The 21,539-nt window shown below is 53.1% G+C and carries 5 protein-coding genes; all 5 read right to left on the bottom strand.

Annotated features, from left to right (window positions below; translation table 11 throughout):
* Positions 1-23 precede the first annotated feature (23 nt).
* Entirely contained in the window at positions 24-995 is a 972-nt protein-coding gene (locus PMI41_RS11450; protein ID WP_008124866.1) for an amino acid ABC transporter permease, read from the bottom strand.
* 30 nt (positions 996-1,025) lie between these two features.
* Complete coding sequence (locus PMI41_RS11445) at positions 1,026-2,306, bottom strand: FAD-binding oxidoreductase (RefSeq protein ID WP_008124864.1); 1,281 nt, start codon at positions 2,304-2,306, stop codon at positions 1,026-1,028.
* A 69-nt stretch (positions 2,307-2,375) separates the two neighbouring features.
* Entirely contained in the window at positions 2,376-3,182 is an 807-nt protein-coding gene (locus PMI41_RS11440) for a transporter substrate-binding domain-containing protein (RefSeq protein ID WP_040854604.1), read from the bottom strand.
* A gap of 236 nt (positions 3,183-3,418) precedes the next feature.
* Positions 3,419-4,645 (bottom strand): D-alanyl-D-alanine carboxypeptidase, encoded by a 1,227-nt coding sequence (locus PMI41_RS11435; RefSeq protein ID WP_008124861.1) that lies wholly within the window; start codon positions 4,643-4,645, stop codon positions 3,419-3,421.
* 180 nt (positions 4,646-4,825) lie between these two features.
* Entirely contained in the window at positions 4,826-21,379 is a 16,554-nt protein-coding gene (locus tag PMI41_RS25045) for an Ig-like domain-containing protein (protein ID WP_008124858.1), read from the bottom strand.
* Positions 21,380-21,539 lie beyond the last annotated feature (160 nt).

The raw sequence follows: 21,539 nt of genomic DNA, 5'->3' as shown, positions 1-21,539 counted from the left end.
CAAGCTCTCGCCCTCGCCCAGCCTCAACGTTTCAAGGACCGGCCGAACCTTTCCTCGATGCGAGCTTGGGCAATTTCCAGTCCGATAGACAAAATCCAGTAGATCATTGAGGCGGTGATCAGCATTTCAATGTGCCGGAACTCCTTCTGGCCCATTGTTCGCGCGAGATACATTATCTCCCATACTCCAACAACGGAAACCAGCGACGAGTCTTTCAGCATGGCAATGAACTGATTGCCTGTTGGCGGAATGATTACACGCATCGCTTGCGGCAGGATGACGAGAAACATTGTGTGGTTGGGTTTCAGGCCAAGCGCTGTCGCGCCTTCCGATTGTCCACGAGGAATGCTTTCGATACCAGCCCGGAAAATCTCCGTCATGTAAGCGCCATAACAAAGCGACAATGCCAGAATGCCCGCAGGGATCGCACCAATCACGTAGCCAACCTGAGGCAATCCCAGATAGATAATGTAAATCTGCATCAGCAGCGGTAGGCCACGAAACAAGGATGTGTAGAAGCTGGCAAGACCATAGACAACGCCGTTTTTCGACAGCTTGGCCATAGCCCCGATCAGGGCAATTATGGTCGCGATGACAATCGAGATCACCGATATGTAAAGCGTCGTCACCACGCCCTGCGTGATCAGGAAGCTGATCTTTTTAGCGATAAATGTGAAGCTCAGATCGAATGAGTAGAAGAACAGAAGAAGCAGGCAAAGCAATTCTGTCCAGACCGCGCCGATCTGGTAGGTTCGCGGCAACAGGCCAAGCAGCTTCCAGTTAATAGCAATCAGTATGGCAAAGACAATTGCCGCGATCCCACGTGTTGTTTCCGGTGAGCCTTCAATGCCAGGAAGCAATGACGGGAAGATATTTCCCACCCAAGCACCACCCACACCCATCCAGTAAAGCAGCGCCGCAACCACAAGAATTGCCAGCCCCGCACCTATGCGTTTCATGGCATTCGGGTAAGACAGGATGAGCGTGGCAATCATATCAATTCCCCAATTCCGACAGGTATAATTCTATGCTTGACGTTCCCGCCACCAATCCTGCGCTTGCAACTTCCAATAAGTAAGTTGGGCGACGGAAAGCCCTGCCAGACCACCAGCCCACGCCAAGCCAAAGGGCTTGAACAGCTTGTAGCGCTCTGACTGTCCGAGTATTGCCTCGGCGACGACTTTTCCGCCCATCGCCGTGGTATTAAGCCCGTGGCCACCAAATGCAGTGCAATACCAGACACCCTGCTGCAACTGGCCAATCTGAGGCATCAAGTGCCGGGCGTAGGACATCAGCCCTGACCATGATAGTTCAGTTTTAAGATCAGCAAGCTGCGGATACGTCCCAACCATTTCTCTGCGAAGTTCCGCCGCAACCGCAGCAGACGAGGCCGCTCTGGTCGTTATGCGCCCACCCCAGAGCAGGCGCTTGCCACCTTCCACAACACGGTAATAATCCCCCGCTCGGCGATTATCCCCGACGGCATCCGTCGTTGCTATGGCAGTGCTGATCAAATCCGGCGCTTCTTCCGACAACATGACATAGGTTGCAATCGGCAGGTAACTGCGCTTGAGCCGGCCAATTAGTCCAGTTGTATAGCCACCGGTTGTGATCACTACATTACGCGCTTTGACCTTACCATTTGCCGTCTCAACGATTTTTTCAACGCGGGATATATCCGTTGCTGTGGCAGCGCTCGACTCGAACACCTTGCCGCCCAATCGCTCTATTTCACGCGCGACAGCACGCAGATAATTCAGAGGATGCATGTGAAATGCTTGCGGATCTCGCACGGCTTGAAAATATCGATCCGAATGAAGCACGGCCCGCACCTGATCACGGTCCATATATTCAACCGCGTAATTGAACTCGTTTCTAAGATATTCCGCGCGCTTTTTCATCGCGTCTTCGTCGCTGTAGCGTAAGACACTCATTATTCCGTTGATGGGCGATGCCGAAGTTATATTCAGTTCGTTGATCGTATCCCGGACAAAACGAGCGCCTTCTATCGAAAGTGTGTGCAACTTCCGCGCATTATCTGCACCTGCCATCCGCGCAATTGCGTCCCCATCATTAGCAAAGCCGGGACTGACGAACCCGCCATTACGCCCTGACGCACCCCATCCCACTCTTTGGGCTTCAAGCACGACGACAGAATGGCCGGCCCGTGCGAGTTGCAACGCAACTGTCAAACCTGCGAGACCCCCGCCAATGATGCATGTGTCACAATCGACAGTTCCAGCAAGCACGGAAAACGTTCTGTCATCAGCGATGGTACGCCGATAAAAAGTATCGATATAGTTCATGTGGTTCTCGTTTTCGACAATGCGGAAAAACATGCACGCCGCGTTAAAGCAGCGTGCACCATGCGCACCTTAATTGGCGCTATAATCCTTGCCGTACCATTTGGTCGTAAGGGTCGCGAGCGTACCGTCGGAACGCATGGCGGTGATGATTTCACCCACCTTTGCAGTCCATTCCGGATCACCTTTTTCAGCGATAACCACAAGTGGTTCCCGGAAGGCATAGCCGCCCTCAAGGATGCGGACAGGATATCCATTCTTCATGGCGTTCTGTGCTGTCTGTTCCGGTGCAATGACCGCATCCAACCGCACGCCATCACCAAGTCGCAGATCGTCAAATGGCAGCATGGAGTCAGCAAAGGTGCGGATTTCACCTGGCTCTACCTTGTACTCGACAGGCGGCAATCCTGGCGCATCGATTTCCAGCTGGCGACGGATGAAATCTTCCGACGTCGTTGCGGTCTCTACGCCAATTACCTTGCCATTTAAGTCATTGACCGACTTAGCCTTGCTATCCTTGTGCACGACGTAGACGTAAGGGCTGTAATAATAGACCGATGCGAAGTCGATAACCTGCGCGCGTGCTTTTGTAGGCGTCACGGATCCTACACCAACGTCATAGCGACCCTGCCAGCGTCCACCAGTCAAAGTGGCCCAATCGGGCGTCTGAAAAGATACCTCGACACCGAGACGTTTCCCGATTTCCTTAGCCATATCGATGTCAAAACCGACCATCTCATTATTATCATCAAGATAGCTTTGGGGCGGCCAGCTACTGTTGGTTGCAACGACCATCGCCTTTTTTTCCATGACGCGATCAAGCGTTGCACCAGCCTGCGCCGCAGTGGATGTAGCCAGAGCAAGGGCGCCAAAAATCATGCATTTCAGAACGTTGTTCACACTATTCCTCCTTAGGTGAATGCCCTGTCTTACCCCCATATTTTTATTGATTATGTAAGACAGCGGGAGGGAGAACGTGCGCCCCTTATCCAGATTAAGCAATAGCCGTTACCGGTTGCTATAGCCGCGCAACCGCAGAAGTTCTTGCAATTTCGTTATAGGGTAATGCTCCCGCCACATGGGCAAAAAGCTATAGTTCCGGCTATGCGCTCCGGCTACATACGCACTGGCAGGCATGCCAGAGAGCGGCGCTTCAACTCTGCACAAGCATTTTTAGCTGCCTGCGCATCCTCAAACCTGCCGAAACGTACCCGGTAGATGGTACGGCCAGCTTTGGCAGAAGATTCAATAAAACCTCCCGCGCCCGGTATGGCAGAATGGACGACGCGATCAACCTTGTTCAACAACCTGTCAGCAGCGGCGCGGCTCTCCACAGCGCCTATTTGTATGTTCCAGGCATTAGTGGTCTTGAGCGGCACCACGCCTCCATCGCCTTGCTCAATAAGCGACTCATCGATCAGGCTGGCCACATCTGCGGCTTGCGGTGCACGCTTGGGTGCTGACTGAGGAATAGGAACGAGCGACGCGACAGTCAGGCCTCCCTTCAGCGTTTTGTTCCCCGCAACCAGCGCATTGCCAAGATCGCCGTTAGGAGCAGCCGAGGAGCTATATTGAGCAAGCAAGCCCGCCATCTGATCATCCCGGGACCGCGCTGTCTTACCGCCCAGCACCACACCAACAATTCGCCGGTTGTTTTCAACAAGAGATGAGGCAAGGTTGAAACCGGATGCGTCCGTATAACCGGTCTTGAGACCATCAACCCCGGCATAACGATACATGAGGTTATTGTGCCCCCGGATTTCCTTGCCGCGGAATACAAAGGAGCGTTGCGCGAAAAGAGCATAATCTTTGGGGAAGTCACGCATCAATGCAATCGCCAGCAACGCCATATCATAAGCAGTTGTCGCCTGGCCTTTTTCCGTCATCCCCCACGGATTGCGAAAGACGGTATTCTGCATGCCCAGTTGCCTCGCACGCTGCGTCATCTGTCGGGCAAAGCCAGCCTCTGTCGTGCCCAGATGTTCTGCCATGGCTGTAGCGGCATCATTTGCAGAATGGACGATCATTCCATTGACAGCTTCGCGTACGGTGATTGTCGATCCCGGCTTCAACCACAATTTCAGTGGAATTTTCTGCGATGCATTCTTTGAAACGACGATGGTGTCATTCCAATGAAGTTTGCCTTTTTCCAGCGCTTCGAATGTCAGATAAACCGTCATCATTTTGGCAAGTGAAGCGGGACCATGCGGGGTGTTTGACTTGTCCTGCCCAAGCACCTTTCCGGTTGAAGCATCAAGCACAACCCAGGATGGTTCAGCATTGGCCGGATTGGATAGTATAGCGGTAATGCAAAGCAGCAGCGATACGATGATTGTTTTCATTCGACGTGCATCCTTGGAAGGGGATCGCAATACCGCTTTCCCGCGATAATTTTTCAGAATGCCTGAATCAATAACGTAGGAGGCCCTTTCAGACCATCCTTAAAATCCAACGGAGAATGGGTGAACAACAGGTAAAGATCGAACTGGTTACCAAAGCGTAAACCAGTTCGATCTGAACGATTATCGTGCAACCGGATCTCGCAGATCAGACCAATTAGCCAGAGCCGTGGCAAGCGTTGCAGTATCATTCTCTCGCCCGCTCAACTCCGCAAAAAGCCTATCCGAGAATAGCTCCGGTTGAATATCACCGCGACGATCCGCCGAATGATTGAGAATCGTCCCGGTCGGCATATCAATACGCAAGGTTTCTTCAACCACCCTGCCATCGCTTGCAGCATTGATACGTATGTCGATGAACGACATCCCTGCTGGTGGTTGACCAATTGCAACACCGTCCTTTGTCAAGGCAAACCAGTTTGGCAGTGCCCGGCCATCAGCCAGTGTTATGCGGAATTCAACTTTTCCATCTCCGTTATTTCCAGTTTCCCGACCGGAGACAAGTACGTACAGCATATTGTCATTGATCACCGTATCAACGACGAAGAAAGTCTCTTCGCTTGATGATGCAAGATGAATGGACGAGCCACCACGCAATGGGCTGGCGATCAGATTGTCCAGCCGCTTGCTGCCTTCAACCCATTCTCCGGCCTGTTCAACCGCATGAACGATAGGACCGTCATAAGGCAGGCCGCCAATACCATTCAAACTGCGCGCTGCATTAACGGCACTGTCGATCATACCATCTACTGTGACGCCATAATTGATGCTGCCCAGATCGCCGATCGACTTCGATATCTCGCCCTCAAGGTCAAGATCATTGTCATATGGCGACGTGCGGTTGGCATCGGGGAACTGCACAGGCGGGTCACGTTCAAGTTGCCTGTCAGGCTCATCATCGGCTGGCTCAACATTCAACTTGACCGTATAGGTAACAGTCGTCGTGCCATCACTTACCGTATAGGTAAAGCTGTCTTCGCCACTGAAACCCGGATTTGGCGTAAATGTGTAAGTGCCATCAGGATTGACGGTAACCGTGCCATTTTCCGGCTGTGAACCTACTCCATAGGTAATGGGATCGCCATCGGCATCCGTTACCGGCGGCAGCGTGCCGCTGATGGGAGTGTCCTCATCGGTTGTGACTTCTGTGTCTGATCCAACCGGTGCGTCGTTGACCGGCGAGACATTCACCGTAACAGTCACGATGGTGAAGCCACCTTTGCCATCATCAACCCGCACATTGAATGTTTCAGTGCCGTTGAAGTTGGCGTTAGGTGTGTAGGTATACGACCCATCAGGACGCATGACCACCGTACCGTTGGACGGTTGATCCGTAACAGTAAATGTCAATGGATCGCCATCCGCGTCGTTGGCGGGGACCTGTCCGCTGATCGGAGTATCTTCACGTGTCGTGATAGTCGTGTCTGTCCCTGTGGGACCATCGTTGACGGGACGCACTGTCACCGTAACAGTCAGCGTTGTTACTCCGCCCTTGCCATCGTCAACCCGGACATTGAATGTTTCAGTGCCATTGAAGTTCGGATTTGGCGTAAAGGTATAGGTACCATCGGGACGCATGACGACAGTGCCGTTTTCCGGCTGCTGTGGCACCGTGAACGTCAATGGATCACCATCCGCATCCGTGGCAGTAACTCTGCCATTGATTGGCGTATCTTCGTTCGTAACAACAGACGAAGGATTGCCGACAGGAACGTCATTGACCGGCCTTACGGTTACCGTGACAGTCAGCGTTGTAACACCGCCCTTGCCGTCATCGACCCGGACATTGAACGTTTCAGTGCCATTGAAGTTCGGGTCAGGCGTATAGGTATAGGTACCGTCCGGCCGCATGACCACAGTGCCATTTGTCGGCTGCTGTGGCACGGTAAACGTCAATGGATCGCCGTCTGCATCGGTGGCTGTGACCCTGCCGGTGATAGGTGTATCTTCATTGGTGGCTATTGTTGACGGCGTTCCGACAGGAACATCATTTGCTCCTGTAACAACCACCGTAAGGGTTGCTGTATCAGTGCCGCCATTACCGTCAGAAACGGTATAGGTCACCGAAGTGGAACGCGTTTCGCCCGGCTTGAGATCATCAAACGAGTTGGACGGGTTGAAACTATAGCTGCCATTCGCATTGATGATGAAAGACCCGCCATTGCTGCCCGTTACGCTGGTACCCGGCTGCGCACCATTAACAAGGGTAACAGTGAGAGGGTCATTTTCCTGATCCGTATCATTGGCAAGAACACCTGGCGCTGTGCCGATGACCGGCGTGTTTTCTCCGGTGGTTATCGTATCGTTACCTGCCACAGGAGCATCGTTCACCGCACCGACCAGTATTGTTGAAACCGCTGCAGCGGAGGTAGCGTTATCGGCGTCCGTGACCGTGAAGGATACGGTTCTGTTGCCATCTGTCGGATTGTCGCTGTCGTTCTCATAACGCATCGACTGGACAAGGGCTGACAGGACATCGTTTGGTATCGGCACATCCGCCCCAGCAGCATTTTCGAAATGCAGTGCACCAGCACCGTTGTAGGTGAAGGCTATCAAGGTGCCGCCAAACTGAATCGTGCCGCTGCTTGGTGTGCCAATAACAATGTCGACGTTGTTGTTGAGGTGAATGACTTCCGAACCACCATCAACGAAACCGCCCAGCGTAACATCGAAATCGGTAATCTCGTTTTCGATATCGCGCACGAACGCATCGCCATTGGCGACTGCAACGGGTGCATCGCCTTCCTCAAAGTTGGCAGAGTGCCCGGTTCCTGGTGTCGAATTATTCAGATCGATCGTTGGCACGTCGTTGACGGAATTGACGTTGAACGTGACCGATGCATCGGCAAAGCCGCCGTTCCCATCGCTGATACGATAGCTGACGACTGTCGTGCCATTATAGTTCGCATCCGGAGTAAAGGTCAGCGTATTATCGGCGTTGAGACGGATTGTGCCATTGCCCACATCTATCGAACCACCTGCAGAAATAGGCTGCCCGTTAATCTGCGTGACCGTCAGCGGATCATTGTCTGGATCGACATCATTCCCGAGGACATTGACTGTAACTGGCGTATCCTCATTGGTCGCCACTGTGTCATTGACGGCAACCGGCACAGGATTGGCAACGTTGAAGACAAAGTTTGTCGACACAGTTCCACCATTGCCATCGCTTGCGGTAATGGTGACGGTGTAAGGGCCACCTTGCGAGGCGTCGGCTCTCAACGTTCCTGAAATCAGACCCGTGTTCGGGTCAATGCTCAATCCGGGCGGCAAAGTATTTCCGGCCGAGAATCTGAGCGTGTCGCCATCCACATCGCTGAAGAAGCCGGAGACGTTGAGATTAACCGGAGAGCCATCCTGACCATTTGCGGGTGGGATGGTCGTTGCGACCGGCGCATCATTCACAGGCCCTACGCTGATCGTTACGGTAGCCGTGTCCGTGCCGCCATTTCCGTCATGAACGGAGTAGTCGAAGGACTCGATACCAACGAAATTGGCATTGGGCGTAAAGCGTATAACCTGCTTGCCGTTCTCCAATATCAGCTGGACAGTACCATTTGTCGTGGAAACGAAAGGACCGTTGACAACAAGATTGACACCATTGATGCGAATAACCTCATTGGGGTCATTATCCGGATCACTGTCATTATCCAGAATAGGGATGTTGACCGGCGTATCTTCCAACGTCGTCGCCGTATCATTTTCGGCATTGGGCGCAAGATTGCGGATCGTGAATGTGAACTCGGTTGTCACGCTTAAACCAAGATCATCTGTTGCAGTGATCGTGATCGGATAGTTGGCCAAGCCATTTGGACCAGACGCCCCAGGAGCAATGCGTCCAACGATTGTATTTGTTGCCGCATCATAGCGCAGGCCAGCCGGCAAACCGGAAACCACAATCGTCAATGGCCCACCTTCCGGGTCCGAGAAGTGTCCGGACAGATCGAGGCTGATTGTGTCGCCATCATTCCGTTCGCTGTCCGGAATGGCGATTGCAACCGGTGGATCATTGACCTCACGCACCGTGACCTCAACGATACCCGTGCTGAACCCGCCCTGCCCGTCGCTGACCCGGTAAACGATGGTATCCACACCGCTGAAATCGGCATTCGGCACATAATGCAAAGTGCCGTCGGGGTTGATCGTGACTGTTCCGTTACCTGCTTCCGGTGGGAAATTCGGGTCCACAAACAGTGTATCGCCGTCAGGGTCCGTATCGTTGCCCACCACATTGATATCGACCGGAGTGTCTTCCAGCGTTCCAGCAGCGTCATTAACCGCCGTCGGTGCCGGGTTGGTGACGTTGAAACTGAACGTTTGCGAAACAGTGCCACCATGGCCATCATTGGCGGTTACAGTCACAACGTAAGGGCCGTTGACGGAAGCATTTCTGGCGATGGTGCCAGTAATGTTGCCGGCGGCATCCATGGTGAGACCTGCTGGCAGGCTGCCCGGAGCGACTGTAAACGTAAGTGTATCGCCTTCAACATCCTTGAAGAAAGCCCCGACGTTAATCGCGTTGCTACCTGTCAGCGCGTCACCATCCGCCCTTGTATAGGTTGGGATCGGATCAGCTGTGGGTGCCGAGTTAACGCCTGTTACGATGACTGTCAGTGTTGCAGTATCAAAACCGCCATCATCATCGAGAACCTTATAGGTTACCGTGGTTGTGCGTGTTTCCCCTGCTTTGAGATTGTCAAATGACGGACCCGCGACGAATGAGTAGCTACCATCCGCGTTGATCGTGAATGTACCGCCATTCGAACCAGCGACTGCAGTACCTACGCTGATAGTAGATCCATTGACTTCCGAGACGGCGAAGCCATCGCCATCAGGATCACGATCATTGGCCAGGACGTTACCCGTTCCACTGGCTGTACCCTCATTGATGTTCAGGACATCATCGAAGCCTGTCGGCGGAATATTCGAGGCAAACCACGTAAATGTGCGGCTGACCAGCAGACCGCCGGCATCGGTAGCGGTGATCGTGACGCTATAGGTGCCATTTCCATTGGGCCCGCCAGTTGAGGCATTGTTGGCGAGCTGTCCGGTTACATTGCCGTCAGCATCAATGGACAGTCCGGCAGGCAGACCACTGGCGGTGAATGTCAGCGAGCTATTATCGATATCGTGGAAATAGGATGAGAAATCCTGATCGATTATCTGGCTATCGCTATCGACAAGATCCTGTATCGGATCTGCAGTCGGTGCATCATTGACCGGGTTTACGGTAATTCGGACCGTTGCAGTCGATGTCCCGCCATTGCCATCAGAAATGGTGTAGGTAATCGTATCGGTACCGAAATAGTTCGCGCGCGGCGTATAAGTAAGCTGACCGTTTGCACCGATTGCAACAGTGCCATTCCCTGCACTTGCTGATACCACCGAAAGAGTATCGCCATCCGGATCAATATCTGCACCAGCGGCGCCGCTTGTCGTTCCAGCACCTGTAATTACGTTGAACGACGCCGTCGTATCCTCATTGACGCTGACAGTATCGTTTTTCGCTGTTGGTGCCGGGTTGGTTACAGTCAAATCGAAGGTTTGAGATACGGAAAGGCCCGTTCCTCCAGCGCGATCATAGGCTGTGATAGTGACCTGATAGACGCCACCAGGTGCCGCGTTGCTCGCTCCTTTATCGATCGTACCTGAAATGATGCCCGTGAGGGGATCGATGGTCAGACCAGCAGGAAGACCCGTCACCACAAAGTTCAATCCATCACCATCAGGATCGTCGAAGAAATCCGAGGCATCATAATTGAATGTCTGACCGTCTGCCCGGACAATGTCGGGTATTGGGTTCGTGACAACCGGCGTATCATTGTCGGCAGTGACGGTAACCGTAACGGTTGCTGTATCCACGCCGCCATTGCCGTCGTCAATTGTATAGGTAAAGGATTCCTGACCATTGTAATTGGTATTGGGGGTAAATAGCAGGACCTGACGGCCAGCTGCATTGAGAACAAGCTGCACTGTACCGTTGGCAGTATCAACTGTCGCACCGCCAACCGTCAGCACCACATTGTTCACCCGAATGACACTGCCCGCATCGCCATCCGGATCGGTGTCATTCGCAAGGATGTCAATTTGAACCGGCGTATCTTCAGCGGTTGTCGCCGTATCATTACCAGCAACAGGCGGAAGATTAATAATTGTGTAGTCGAACGTAATCGGTGTCGTACCACCCTTCCCGTCACTGGCCGTAATCGTGACGGTGTAAACACGTTCGCCGGTCGGTCCCGAAGCAGACGGACTGATCGTTCCGGAAATGACCCCGGTCGTCGGATTAATCGTCAGCCCCTGCGGCAGTCCGGTGACCGAATAAGTCAACGTGTCTCCATCCGGGTCCGTAAAGAATGCAGAAGCATTCAACGAATCTGCATCACCGTCATTACGTGTGCGGTCCGCAATCGTTCCAGGTGTTGGAGCATCATTGACCGGATTGACAGTAACCGTAACTGTTGCTGTTGACGTGCCGCCATTGCCATCAGAAATCGTATAAACGATTGTATCTGTTCCGTTGAAGTTTGCCGCGGGTCGATAGGTTATCTGACCGTTCGCACCAATTACAACAGTACCATTGCCTGCAGATGCAGAGATAACGGTCAGTGGATCGCCATCCGGATCACTATCGGCAACGCCGCCGCTGGCAGATCCATTGATCACATTGATCGTGACCGGAACATCTTCATTGGTTGTTGCCGTGTCATTGACTGCAGTTGGCGCCGGATTGGTCACAGTATAAGTGAATGTCTGGCTGACCGTGCCGCCGTTGCCGTCGCTCACATTGATTGTGACTATATAGACGCCATCATTATTGGGCCCGCCCTGACTGGCCGAACGATCCACTGTACCGGATATCACACCAGAGGCGCTTATGCTCAGGCCACTTGGCAGACCTGTCTGTGTGAACGTCAGTGTATCGCCATCGACATCGGTAAACGCTCCGGCAACGTTCAAATTCACGTTGGCACCATCGGAGACGGTGCGCCCGGGCAGCGGCGTTACAACTGTGGGTGCATCATTTTCTGGCGTTACATTGACGGTGACCGTATATTCGTTTGTGCCGCCCTTGCCGTCACTGACCACAAAAGTAAACGTGTCAGACCCGTTGAAATTGGCATCCGGTGTATAAGTGTAACTGCCATTTGGGTTGATCGTGACATTGCCATGCGCGGGTGATGTCGTACCAAGCGAATAAGTTACAGGATCATTGTCTGCGTCTGTCGCTGTCGGCAAATTGCCGGTTATCGGGTTGTCCTCAGTGATGGTAACGGTCGTATCCGACGAAACCGGCAGATCATTGACCGCAACGACAGTTCCGCTCACGCTTCCCAATGCCGTGCCGCCATTCCCATCGGAAACAGTATAATTGAATGCAATACTTCCGTTATAGTTGGCGTTGGGCGTGAAAGTCAGCTTGCCATCGGCATGCAACGTTACGACACCATTGGTTACATTTACCGACCCACCGGGGGAAATTGCCGTACCGTTAATCTGCGTGACAGTCAGTGGATCTCCGTCGACATCGGTATCATTGCCGCGCACATCAAAGTCGATGGACGTATCTTCATTAGTGGTGAAATTATCCGGACCGGCGACCGGATTGTCATTCACTGGCAAAACAGTACCGCTGACGACAGCCGTGGCAGTGCCACCCTGACCATCTGACACCGTATAGCTGAAGCTTGGGCTTCCGTTGAAGTTGGCCGCGGGTTGGAATGTAAGTCTGCCATCTGCGCCGAGAGTAACCGTGCCCCCGGTTACAGGGACTGAACCACCAACTGCTATGGCAGTGCCATTGATCTGGGTTACGGTCAGCGGATTGCCGTCAACATCGGTATCGTTGGTGCGCACATCAAATGTAACAGGCGCATCTTCATTCGTGCTGAACGTATCATTGGTCGCAACCGGCGCATCATTAACCGGAACAACGGTGCCGCTGACGGTGCCTGTATCCTCATTCCCTTGCCCATCGGAGACCGTATATTCAAAGGTAGGCGTTCCATTGAAATTGGGGTTCGGTGTGAATGTCAGCGTGCCATCATTGTTGAGAGTTACCATACCCCCCGTGACGTTGACTGTGCCTCCGACCACTATAGCGGTGCCATTGATCTCGGTGATCGTGAGCGGGTCGCCATCGGCATCTGTGTCATTGCCCAAAACATCAATAATGGCTGGCACGTCTTCATTTGTGGTGAAGCTGTCAGGATTTGCAACCGGCACATCCTGAACAGAAACGACAGTTCCGCTAACCGTGGCCGTATCCGTACCGCCTTGTCCGTCAGAAACTGTATAGTCAAACGTTGGAGAACCATTGAAATTCGCATTGGGTGTAAAAGTGAGCGTACCATTTGCATTGAGCGAGACTACACCCCCGGGAACTGTGACGGGTGAGCCAACGGAAATTGTAGTTCCATTGATCTGCGTTACGGTCAGCGGATTACCATCAACATCGGTATCGTTGGTACGTACATCAAACGTTGTCGGTGTGTCTTCGTTGGTTGTGAAGCTGTCATCTCCGGCGACTGGCGCATCGTTTACAGGAGTGACGGTGCCGCTAACCGTTGCCGTGTCCGTACCACCTTGCCCGTCGGAAACTGTGTAGTTGAACGTTGGAGAACCATTGAAGTCCGCATTGGGTGTGAAGGTGAGCGTACCATTCGCATTGAGCGAAACTATGCCGCCGGGAACCGTAACCGGAGAACCAACGGAAATGGCCGTTCCATTGATCTGTGTGACGGTCAGCGGATTACCATCAACATCGGTATCGTTGGTGCGCACATCGAAGGTCGTTGCCGTATCTTCGTTGGTTGTAAAGCTGTCATTACCGGCGACCGGTGCGTCGTTTACCGGAGTGACGGTGCCGCTGACAGTCGCCGTATCTGTACCGCCCTGCCCATCCGAAACCGTATAGGTAAATGTCGGTGAGCCATTGAAGTTCGCATTGGGTGTAAAGGTAAGTGTGCCATTGGCATTGAGCGAGACTACGCCACCTGTCACCGTCACAGGCGATCCGACCGAGATCGCTGTGCCATTGATCTGCGTGACGGTCAGCGGATTACCATCAACGTCGGTGTCATTGGTGCGTACATCGAACGTTGTCGGTGTGTCCTCATTTGTGGTGAAGCTGTCATTACCGGCAACAGGTGCATCGTTCACGGAGTTAACAGTGATCGTCGACGCATCCGTATCGGTGAGCGCGCCTCCAGTTCCGGTATTTCCGTTGTCTGTCGTGACCATTGTCAATTGGACATCGCCGTGGAAATTGACATCCGGGTTGAATGATGGCCGCGACGCTGACGCGAGATAAGTATTGAGGTCAGCAAGTGTGCCGGTCAGCACGATAGTGCCCGTGCCGGAACCGCTCACCGTTACACCAGATGCTCCAATCGCTGACAGGTTACCGGAGTCGACCGTTAGTGTGACTGTCAGCACGCCCGATGCAGAATCGATATCACTTACACGCAGCCCTGTCAGGCCAAGCGTCGTATCTTCATTCGTTACAAAGGCACCTGGCAATGTATTCACCGGTGCGTCATTGACCGCTGTCACGTTGAAGGTGAACGTATTCGGCGTTGCATCCGTGTTCTGCCCACCATTGGCATTACCGCCATTATCACGAACCTGGAACGTGAATGACGCAAGACCCGTACCGTTGGCATTGGCTGCAGGTGTCCATGTTAGATTGGCGATATCACTCGCCAGTATAACCTGGCCAGCAGTCACCGCGGTTCCGTTCAGCGCCAAAGTGCCGTTGAGCGGTATAGTGGTGATAACGACAGCCGCCAGTGTGTTTCCGGGGTTGTCATTAGGGTCGGTGAAGCCAAAATTTGCCGGGGTAAAGGTAAATGTTGTGTCTTCGTTGACAGTCACTGTCTGGTCAACGCCAGAAGGCGCATCATTGACTGGCGTTATGGTGATCGTCGACGTATCGACATCTATCAGAGCCGGTCCACCTGTATTACCGTTGTCATTAGTGGTCATCGTCAAAGTGACGGTACCGGAAGCATTGGCTGCCGGGCTAAAGGTAGGTCTCGAAGCTGCCGAGAGATATGCATTGATATCAGCAAGTGTGCCCGTCAAAATCAGTGTGCCAGTACCGGAACCGGAAACCGACACATTTGATCCGGCAAGAGCTGACAATGTACCCGCATTGACGGAGAGCGTGACCGAAACACTTCCGGTTCCTGCATCGGCATCGGATATTTGCAACCCGGTCAAACCGAGCGGATTGTCTTCAAGCGTTGTATAACCGGCTGGCAGGGTATTTGTCGGTGGTGTGTTGATAGACGCGACATCGACATTGACGGTCGCAGTTTCCGTCCGCCCGCCAGAAGTAACCGTATAGGTAAAGCTCGTCTGGCCATTGAAATCAGTGGTTGGTGTAAAGGTCAGTGTGCCGTTGGCATTGAGCTGGACCTGTCCATTGCTGACATTAATGGCTGGTCCACCCGCAATAATTGCGATCCCGTTTATGGCGGTGATTGCACGCCCGGAATTCTCGAAACTATCGTTGGCCAGCACAGGGATGTTAACCGCAACGTCTTCATCGGTTGTCGCATTGTCATCAGCAATATCAGCAACCGCAACGATGTTGATGTCTACTGTATCGCTGTCGGCAAGTGCACCGTCGCTGGTTTGAATGCTGAGTTGTGCCGATCCGTTATAATCAGCAGTCGGAACATAGGCCGCCCCTGTCAATGCGGCATTGATTGCAGCCGCTGTACCGGAGAAGGTCATCGTTCCGTCGGCGGTTCCATCGCCTGCCGTGAAGGTCAGCCCTGCAATGCCGGCAAGCGAGAATGTGCCATTCGTAACGCTGATGGTGACGGTCAACACGCCCCCGTCAACATCGGTAACTGTAAGTGCATTTCCCGAGGATGGTGCAAAAACGACAGCAGTGTCTTCATTTGTTGTTTGAGTAGAAGGTACACTATTCACCGGTGCATCATTGACAGCCGTGATGGCGACATCGACGGTTGCTGTTTCGGTGGTACCGCCGGATGTGACGGTATAGGTGAAGCTGGCACTGCCGTTGACATTGGCATTGGGTGTAAAGGTCAGCGTGCCATTGGCATTGAGCAGCACCGTGCCGTTGGAAACTGCAACCGTTCCGCCAACTGCAATCGGCAGGCCATTAATCGCCGTGATCTGGTGGCCGGCATTCTCGAAGCTGTCATTGCCATTCACATTGATGATGGTAGCGGTGTCTTCATTGGTCGTGGCCGTATCATTGGCGATATCAGCGACCGGATTGATCGTGATCGTAGCCGTGTCCGTATCGCTCAACGCACCGTCACTGCTCGTCATCGTCAGCGTGACAGAACCATTGAAGTCGGCAACCGGCGTATAGGAAGGTGCAGAAGCTGAAGCGAGATAGGCATTGATATTGGCCAGTGTACCCGTCAGCGTCAGCGTGCCGGTCCCATTACCACCAACCGTAACTCCGGCATTATTGGCAGCCGACAATGTGCCCGAACCCACGCTCAGCGTTATCGTCATGGTGCCGCCATTGGCATCAGGATCGGTAACCGAAAGGCCGGTCAGCGGCAGGGGTGTATCCTCATTGACCGTATAACCTCCACCGGGAATGCCATTGACCGGCGCATCATTGACCGCAACCACATTGACGGTTGAAACCGCAACATTGGAGTTTGCCGCCCCATCATTGACCGAGATATTGATGCTGCGCGGCGTGGTCGACGGATTATCCGAACTGGATGAATAACGAACCTGTTCCAGCGCCGTTTCATAGGCAGCCTTGGAGGCAGAGCCTGACAAGGTCAGCGTGAATGTTGCCGGATTCCATGTCGCTGTAATTCCAGCTGGCAATGCACCACTGATGGCAAGGATATCCCCTGCCTGACCATTGGCGATAACAATGCTAGCCGAAGCAATATTGGCATTGTCGATGTCGGTGATGGAACTGTCCGTATCAACAATGGCAACGCCGGTGCCATTCTCCGTATAGCTCGTCGAATAGCCTGTTCCTGCACCCGATGCATCAAGATCGAGCACAGGAGCATCATTGACCGGCACAACCGTGATGGTGCGTGTATCGACATCCGTCAGCGGACCGCCTGTACCCGTGTTGCCGCCATCATTGGTCGTCATCGTCAATGTGACCGGGCCATTGAAATCAGCACCCGGCGTGAATGTCGGAGATGTGGCCGCAAGGTAGGCGTTGATATTGGCAAGCGTACCCGTCAGCGTCAGCGTTCCGGTGCCCGAACCGCCAACCGTCACACTGCCGCCTGCCGCAGCATTCAGCGTACCAGAGCCGACATTCAGCGTAACCGTGATCGTCCCGCCATTGGCATCGCCATCCGAAATCGAAATCCCCGTCAGTGGAATATTCGTATCCTCATTGCCCGAATAACTCCCAGGCAACGTGTTCACCGGTGCATCATTGACGGCTGTGATGGCAATCGTCGTGGTCGCAACATTGGAGTCCAGCTGGCCGTCATTGGCAACAACTGTCAGGGTGCGTGATGGTTCGGAGCCACCGGCTGTGGGATTATCCGAACTTGACGAATAACGAATCTGCTCCAGCGCCGTTTCATAGGCCGCCTTAGAAGCAGAGCCGGTCAATGTCATGGTAAAGGTTGCAGCATTCCAGTTCGCGGTAATCCCCGCGGGAAGAGCACCATTTATCGCAAGAAGGTCTCCAGGCTGACCATTGGTGATGACAATAGTTGCCGATGACATATTGGCACTGTCGATATCGATAATTATCGTATCGTTATCGACGATAGCTATGCCTGCGCCCTGCTCCGTGTACGAGGTGGAGAAATCCGCACTCTGAGTCGTGACCGACACCACACCACTCATCGATTCCGCGCCATTGCCATCCGCATTGGCAATTGTAATTGTGTTTGTACCGGCCACAAAATTTGGAAGTGACAGCGCTGCGGGGAAGAAAAGCTGCTCAAGCACAGTAGATGTCGTGGATCGCGTTCCCCAGAACTCTATGCCGGTTTCAGTGATACGCACTTCGACACGAGGCAAGCCATTCACATTGGCAATCCATCCGGTCCCAACCGTGCTGCCATCGCCGAATGCCAGCCGTGTGCCAGCAGGATTGCTTGCATCCACTCCTATGATTCCACCGGAAATTGCGCGGCCATTGACAATAATTCGGAATGCATCGTCGATTGTCGTCAATGAGACTACAGCACGGGTCTGGTCCACCAGTTGGCCATTATCGAGCGTGAACGTTACGGAATTTGTGCGTTCTGTGCCTGCATCAACGCTTGGTTGCGAGAAGGTGCCACCACCCGAAACAGGAACATTGACAGGCGGATTACCGTTAAGATCCACCATTGGCGCATCATTGACAGGAACGATTGTAATTGTTCGGACATCAGTATCCGACAATGGTCCACCCGTACCGGAGCTCCCGCCATCATTGGTTACCATGGTCAATGAAACCGGACCATTGGCGTTGTCAACAGGCACATAGGTTGGTGCTGACGCAGAGTTCAAATAGGCATTAATGTTGGCAAGCGTTCCGCTCAAGATCAGCGTGCCTGTACCGGAACCCGATATTGTAACACCGGTGCCATTGACCGCTGTTAGCGTGCCGGAGCCCACTGTGAGGCTGACTGATATGATACCCGTTGCATCCGGATCGGTTACCGAAAGACCATTCAGAACGAAGCTCGTATCTTCATTGGTCGTCCATCCGGCAACCGGCAGTGTGTTTACGGGCGCATCATTGACGGCAGCAACTGTAATTGTCGTTGTCGAAACAGCTGAATTGAGTGCGCCATCGTTGACCGTGACATTGATCACACGATTGGTCGTCGAGGGGTTTTCACTGGAGCTTGAGAACGTAATAGCGCGGATCGCCGCTGCATAATCAGCTTTTGATGCCGTTCCTGATAGTGTCAGAGTAATCTGACCGGCAATCGATGTATCAATCGATCCGGTGATTCCTGCAGGAAGACTGCCAATATTAAGCATGTCACCAGCAAAGGCATTTGTCAGGACGATCGTCGCGGATGCCATTGTCGTGCTGTCGACATCGCGCACTGTATTGTCAGTATCGGCAATTGAAACACCAACTCCATTTTCCGTATAGGAGTTGGTGAAATTGTTTCCTGCCGTCGCATCAACTTGCGTAAACACGCTGACATTGTCGATGAAGATATCGTCACGCCCGCCTGTCCCGGCCGCATAACTGAATATGAGATCACCGGTAGCAGCCACTGTCGATGGCAAATTCAGAGTAATTGATGCCGGGGTCCACGCCCCCGCTGCCGAGCTTCCAATTAAAGAAGGGGAACCGGATGCGCCGTTCAGAAACGTAACCGTTGCAACGTTTGGTGTACCGACAATGGTACCCGTTGTTATGCGGGCATAAACAACACCGCCGATCGACACTTCCAGCGTTGCAGCCGCGCCATTGTCAGGGATACCATTGTTCCACGCAAGGTCAAAAGTAAGTTGTGCCGCGCCAGAAGGTGCTGAGCCAACATCCCAGCCGGTGATGCCATTCTGCCTCAACGTGCCTGTAGCGCTATCACCGCTCCAGGCATATCCCCCGTTTATGACTCCTCCTGTTGCTCCTCCCGCAGCCCAGCCACCACCACCGGGCGCAGCCCCGTTGGTGATGATCTGCGAGGGATTCGTTCCCGAATTGAGATCAACAATCGGCGCGCGGCTGACATTGATCGTTGTATTGGCAGATGTCGCCTCGGAGGAGATTTCATTGAATACCGAAACAGTAAGGCTCCGGTTCGTAAGCACTGAGCTGGAAGTATTAAAAACAATCTGCCTCAACGCTGCCTGATAGGAGGCCTCGCTGGCACTGCCGGTCAGCGTAACAACATTTCCAGCTACGGACGCCGTGATCCCTGCAGGCAGCACACCCAGCAAGCTCAAGGTGTCACCAGCCTGAAGATTGGTAAGAGTGACCGTTGCCCGTGAGATATCGGCAACGACGTTAGTAATCGCAATATCGCTGTCAACGACATTCACAGGTGTATTACTGCCGACACCATATGACGTTACATAATTGTTGCCGGCGGCAGTGCTGTTGTTTGCATCAAGGTCAAGCGTCGTATCACTGTCGAACACAAGCCGGTAACTGAAACTGGTTGGCGTATTTCCTGACCCGAGATTGAACTGCACCCCAAGCCCGTTATCGGTGTTGGCAGCAGTCGTAATCGTATTGGTAATATCGCCGCCGTTGGCAATACCGCCATAAAGCCCGGTGCCATTGTAGAGGCCCGAATAGAATCGGTCGAACTGGCGTCCGCCATCTACTTCGGCAAAACCGACGAATACCTCACTTGCAGTTCCGGCATCACGCCGTACGCCGATGACCTGCAGATCGGCAGAGGTGCTTGTTGTCGACCCGATACCGGGAGCAAGCGCATAGGCAGGCCCCGCATCCGAACCACCCAGATACGTATCTGCCGCATGGTAGAATTTGATTGCGAGATTGTTACTGGTGGGCGGAGTTACTGTCACATTGTTGGTGAAGTACTTGGTGCCTGCAATGTATGATGTGGTAACGATTACCTGAACATCTGTAGCAGCATTATAGACTCCATTGGAATTGGCATCGTAATACAGTCTTGTGGCAACCACGTATGGATCAGCGGCGGTGCCTGTACCGCTCAATGTTTGAGCGCCGCCGGATACCCAAGCGACCTTCGTCATATTTTCAGCGCCGGTATCAGGACCAATAACGCGATTTCCAACGGACATATACATGCCGTTGAAAAGATTAACGCTCGTATCCGTTATGGTGTTACTGTAAAACTGGTTCTTGCCTTGGTAAGTAACCTGGAACTGTCCAAGATTTGTGACATAAATCTTCAATCCATCCGAACCATCGGCGAGAATACCACCGCCAGGATTTATAGTCGTCTGGGCCAGCATGTGGTCCCAATTATCGGCGCGCAAAGCATCCGTATCGATAACGCCGGCACGATATTCCAGTGTCCAGTCACCACCATGACGGGAACTGCCGGTTATATCTGTTGAAGCAGCAACGTCTGCGCCGGTAAGATTACTCATAAGGGTAGCTGCGCGAGCGCCACTCTCCCCTTCAGCAAAATTACAACCGTAGATCAGAATATCAGCATCATCCGTGAGTGACCCGCGTATGCTCTGCAGTTCATCAGAATAGCGTCCCGACATTGTCTGCTCGGTCAGCGTACCCATGCCGAGATTGAGAACGCCTTGGTTTCCGTGCGACAAAATGTGGACAGCACTGACATTGTCCATGCCTTTCAGCACTTGCGCCATCTGTTCCACGCCGTCGGTCGAACTGTTCAGGATTACTGTCTTATAGTCGCCTTTAATGTCTTTCAGCAGATCCTTATAGTCCGTCACCGAACTATCAATGAAGACGACCTGAACGGGCTCAGCAGCTTTGGGCGCTTCCGTTTTGGCGACGTCCGTCTTGTTCAGCGCCTCAACCAGTGCTGAATGATCCTTGGCAGATGACTTGTCCGCCGCTCCCTCATGTTGGGCATCAACTTCAGGCGTAGGCGCTTTCTCATTGGCCTTTTCCACAGTGGCAACACCGGCGGCGTCAAAGGCGATACGCTGCTCCAACTCCATCAGCATGGAGGCGTAGCGGGCGGCGGATTGCTTGGATGCAGACAAGCTTTGTTTCTTGTCTGCGGCGGCCTTCGGTAAGCGGAAACGCTCGTTCATTCCAAGCATCCTATAAAGAGATTCAGTCTAGTTGCAGTGTTGTCGCATTTTGTCCGGCGGTCAACGGTTGGTTGCAAATCAAACCCCGCACAACTTAGGCATAGAACGTTTCTATAGTTCAAAGTACAAATGCTCTCTGATATATTAAAGTTGGAAATGT

The sequence above is a fragment of the Phyllobacterium sp. YR531 genome, from assembly GCF_000282595.1.
Classification (GTDB): domain Bacteria; phylum Pseudomonadota; class Alphaproteobacteria; order Rhizobiales; family Rhizobiaceae; genus Phyllobacterium.
Note: the sequence above shows the minus strand (reverse complement) of the source record. Positions and strands in the feature narration are given on the sequence as shown.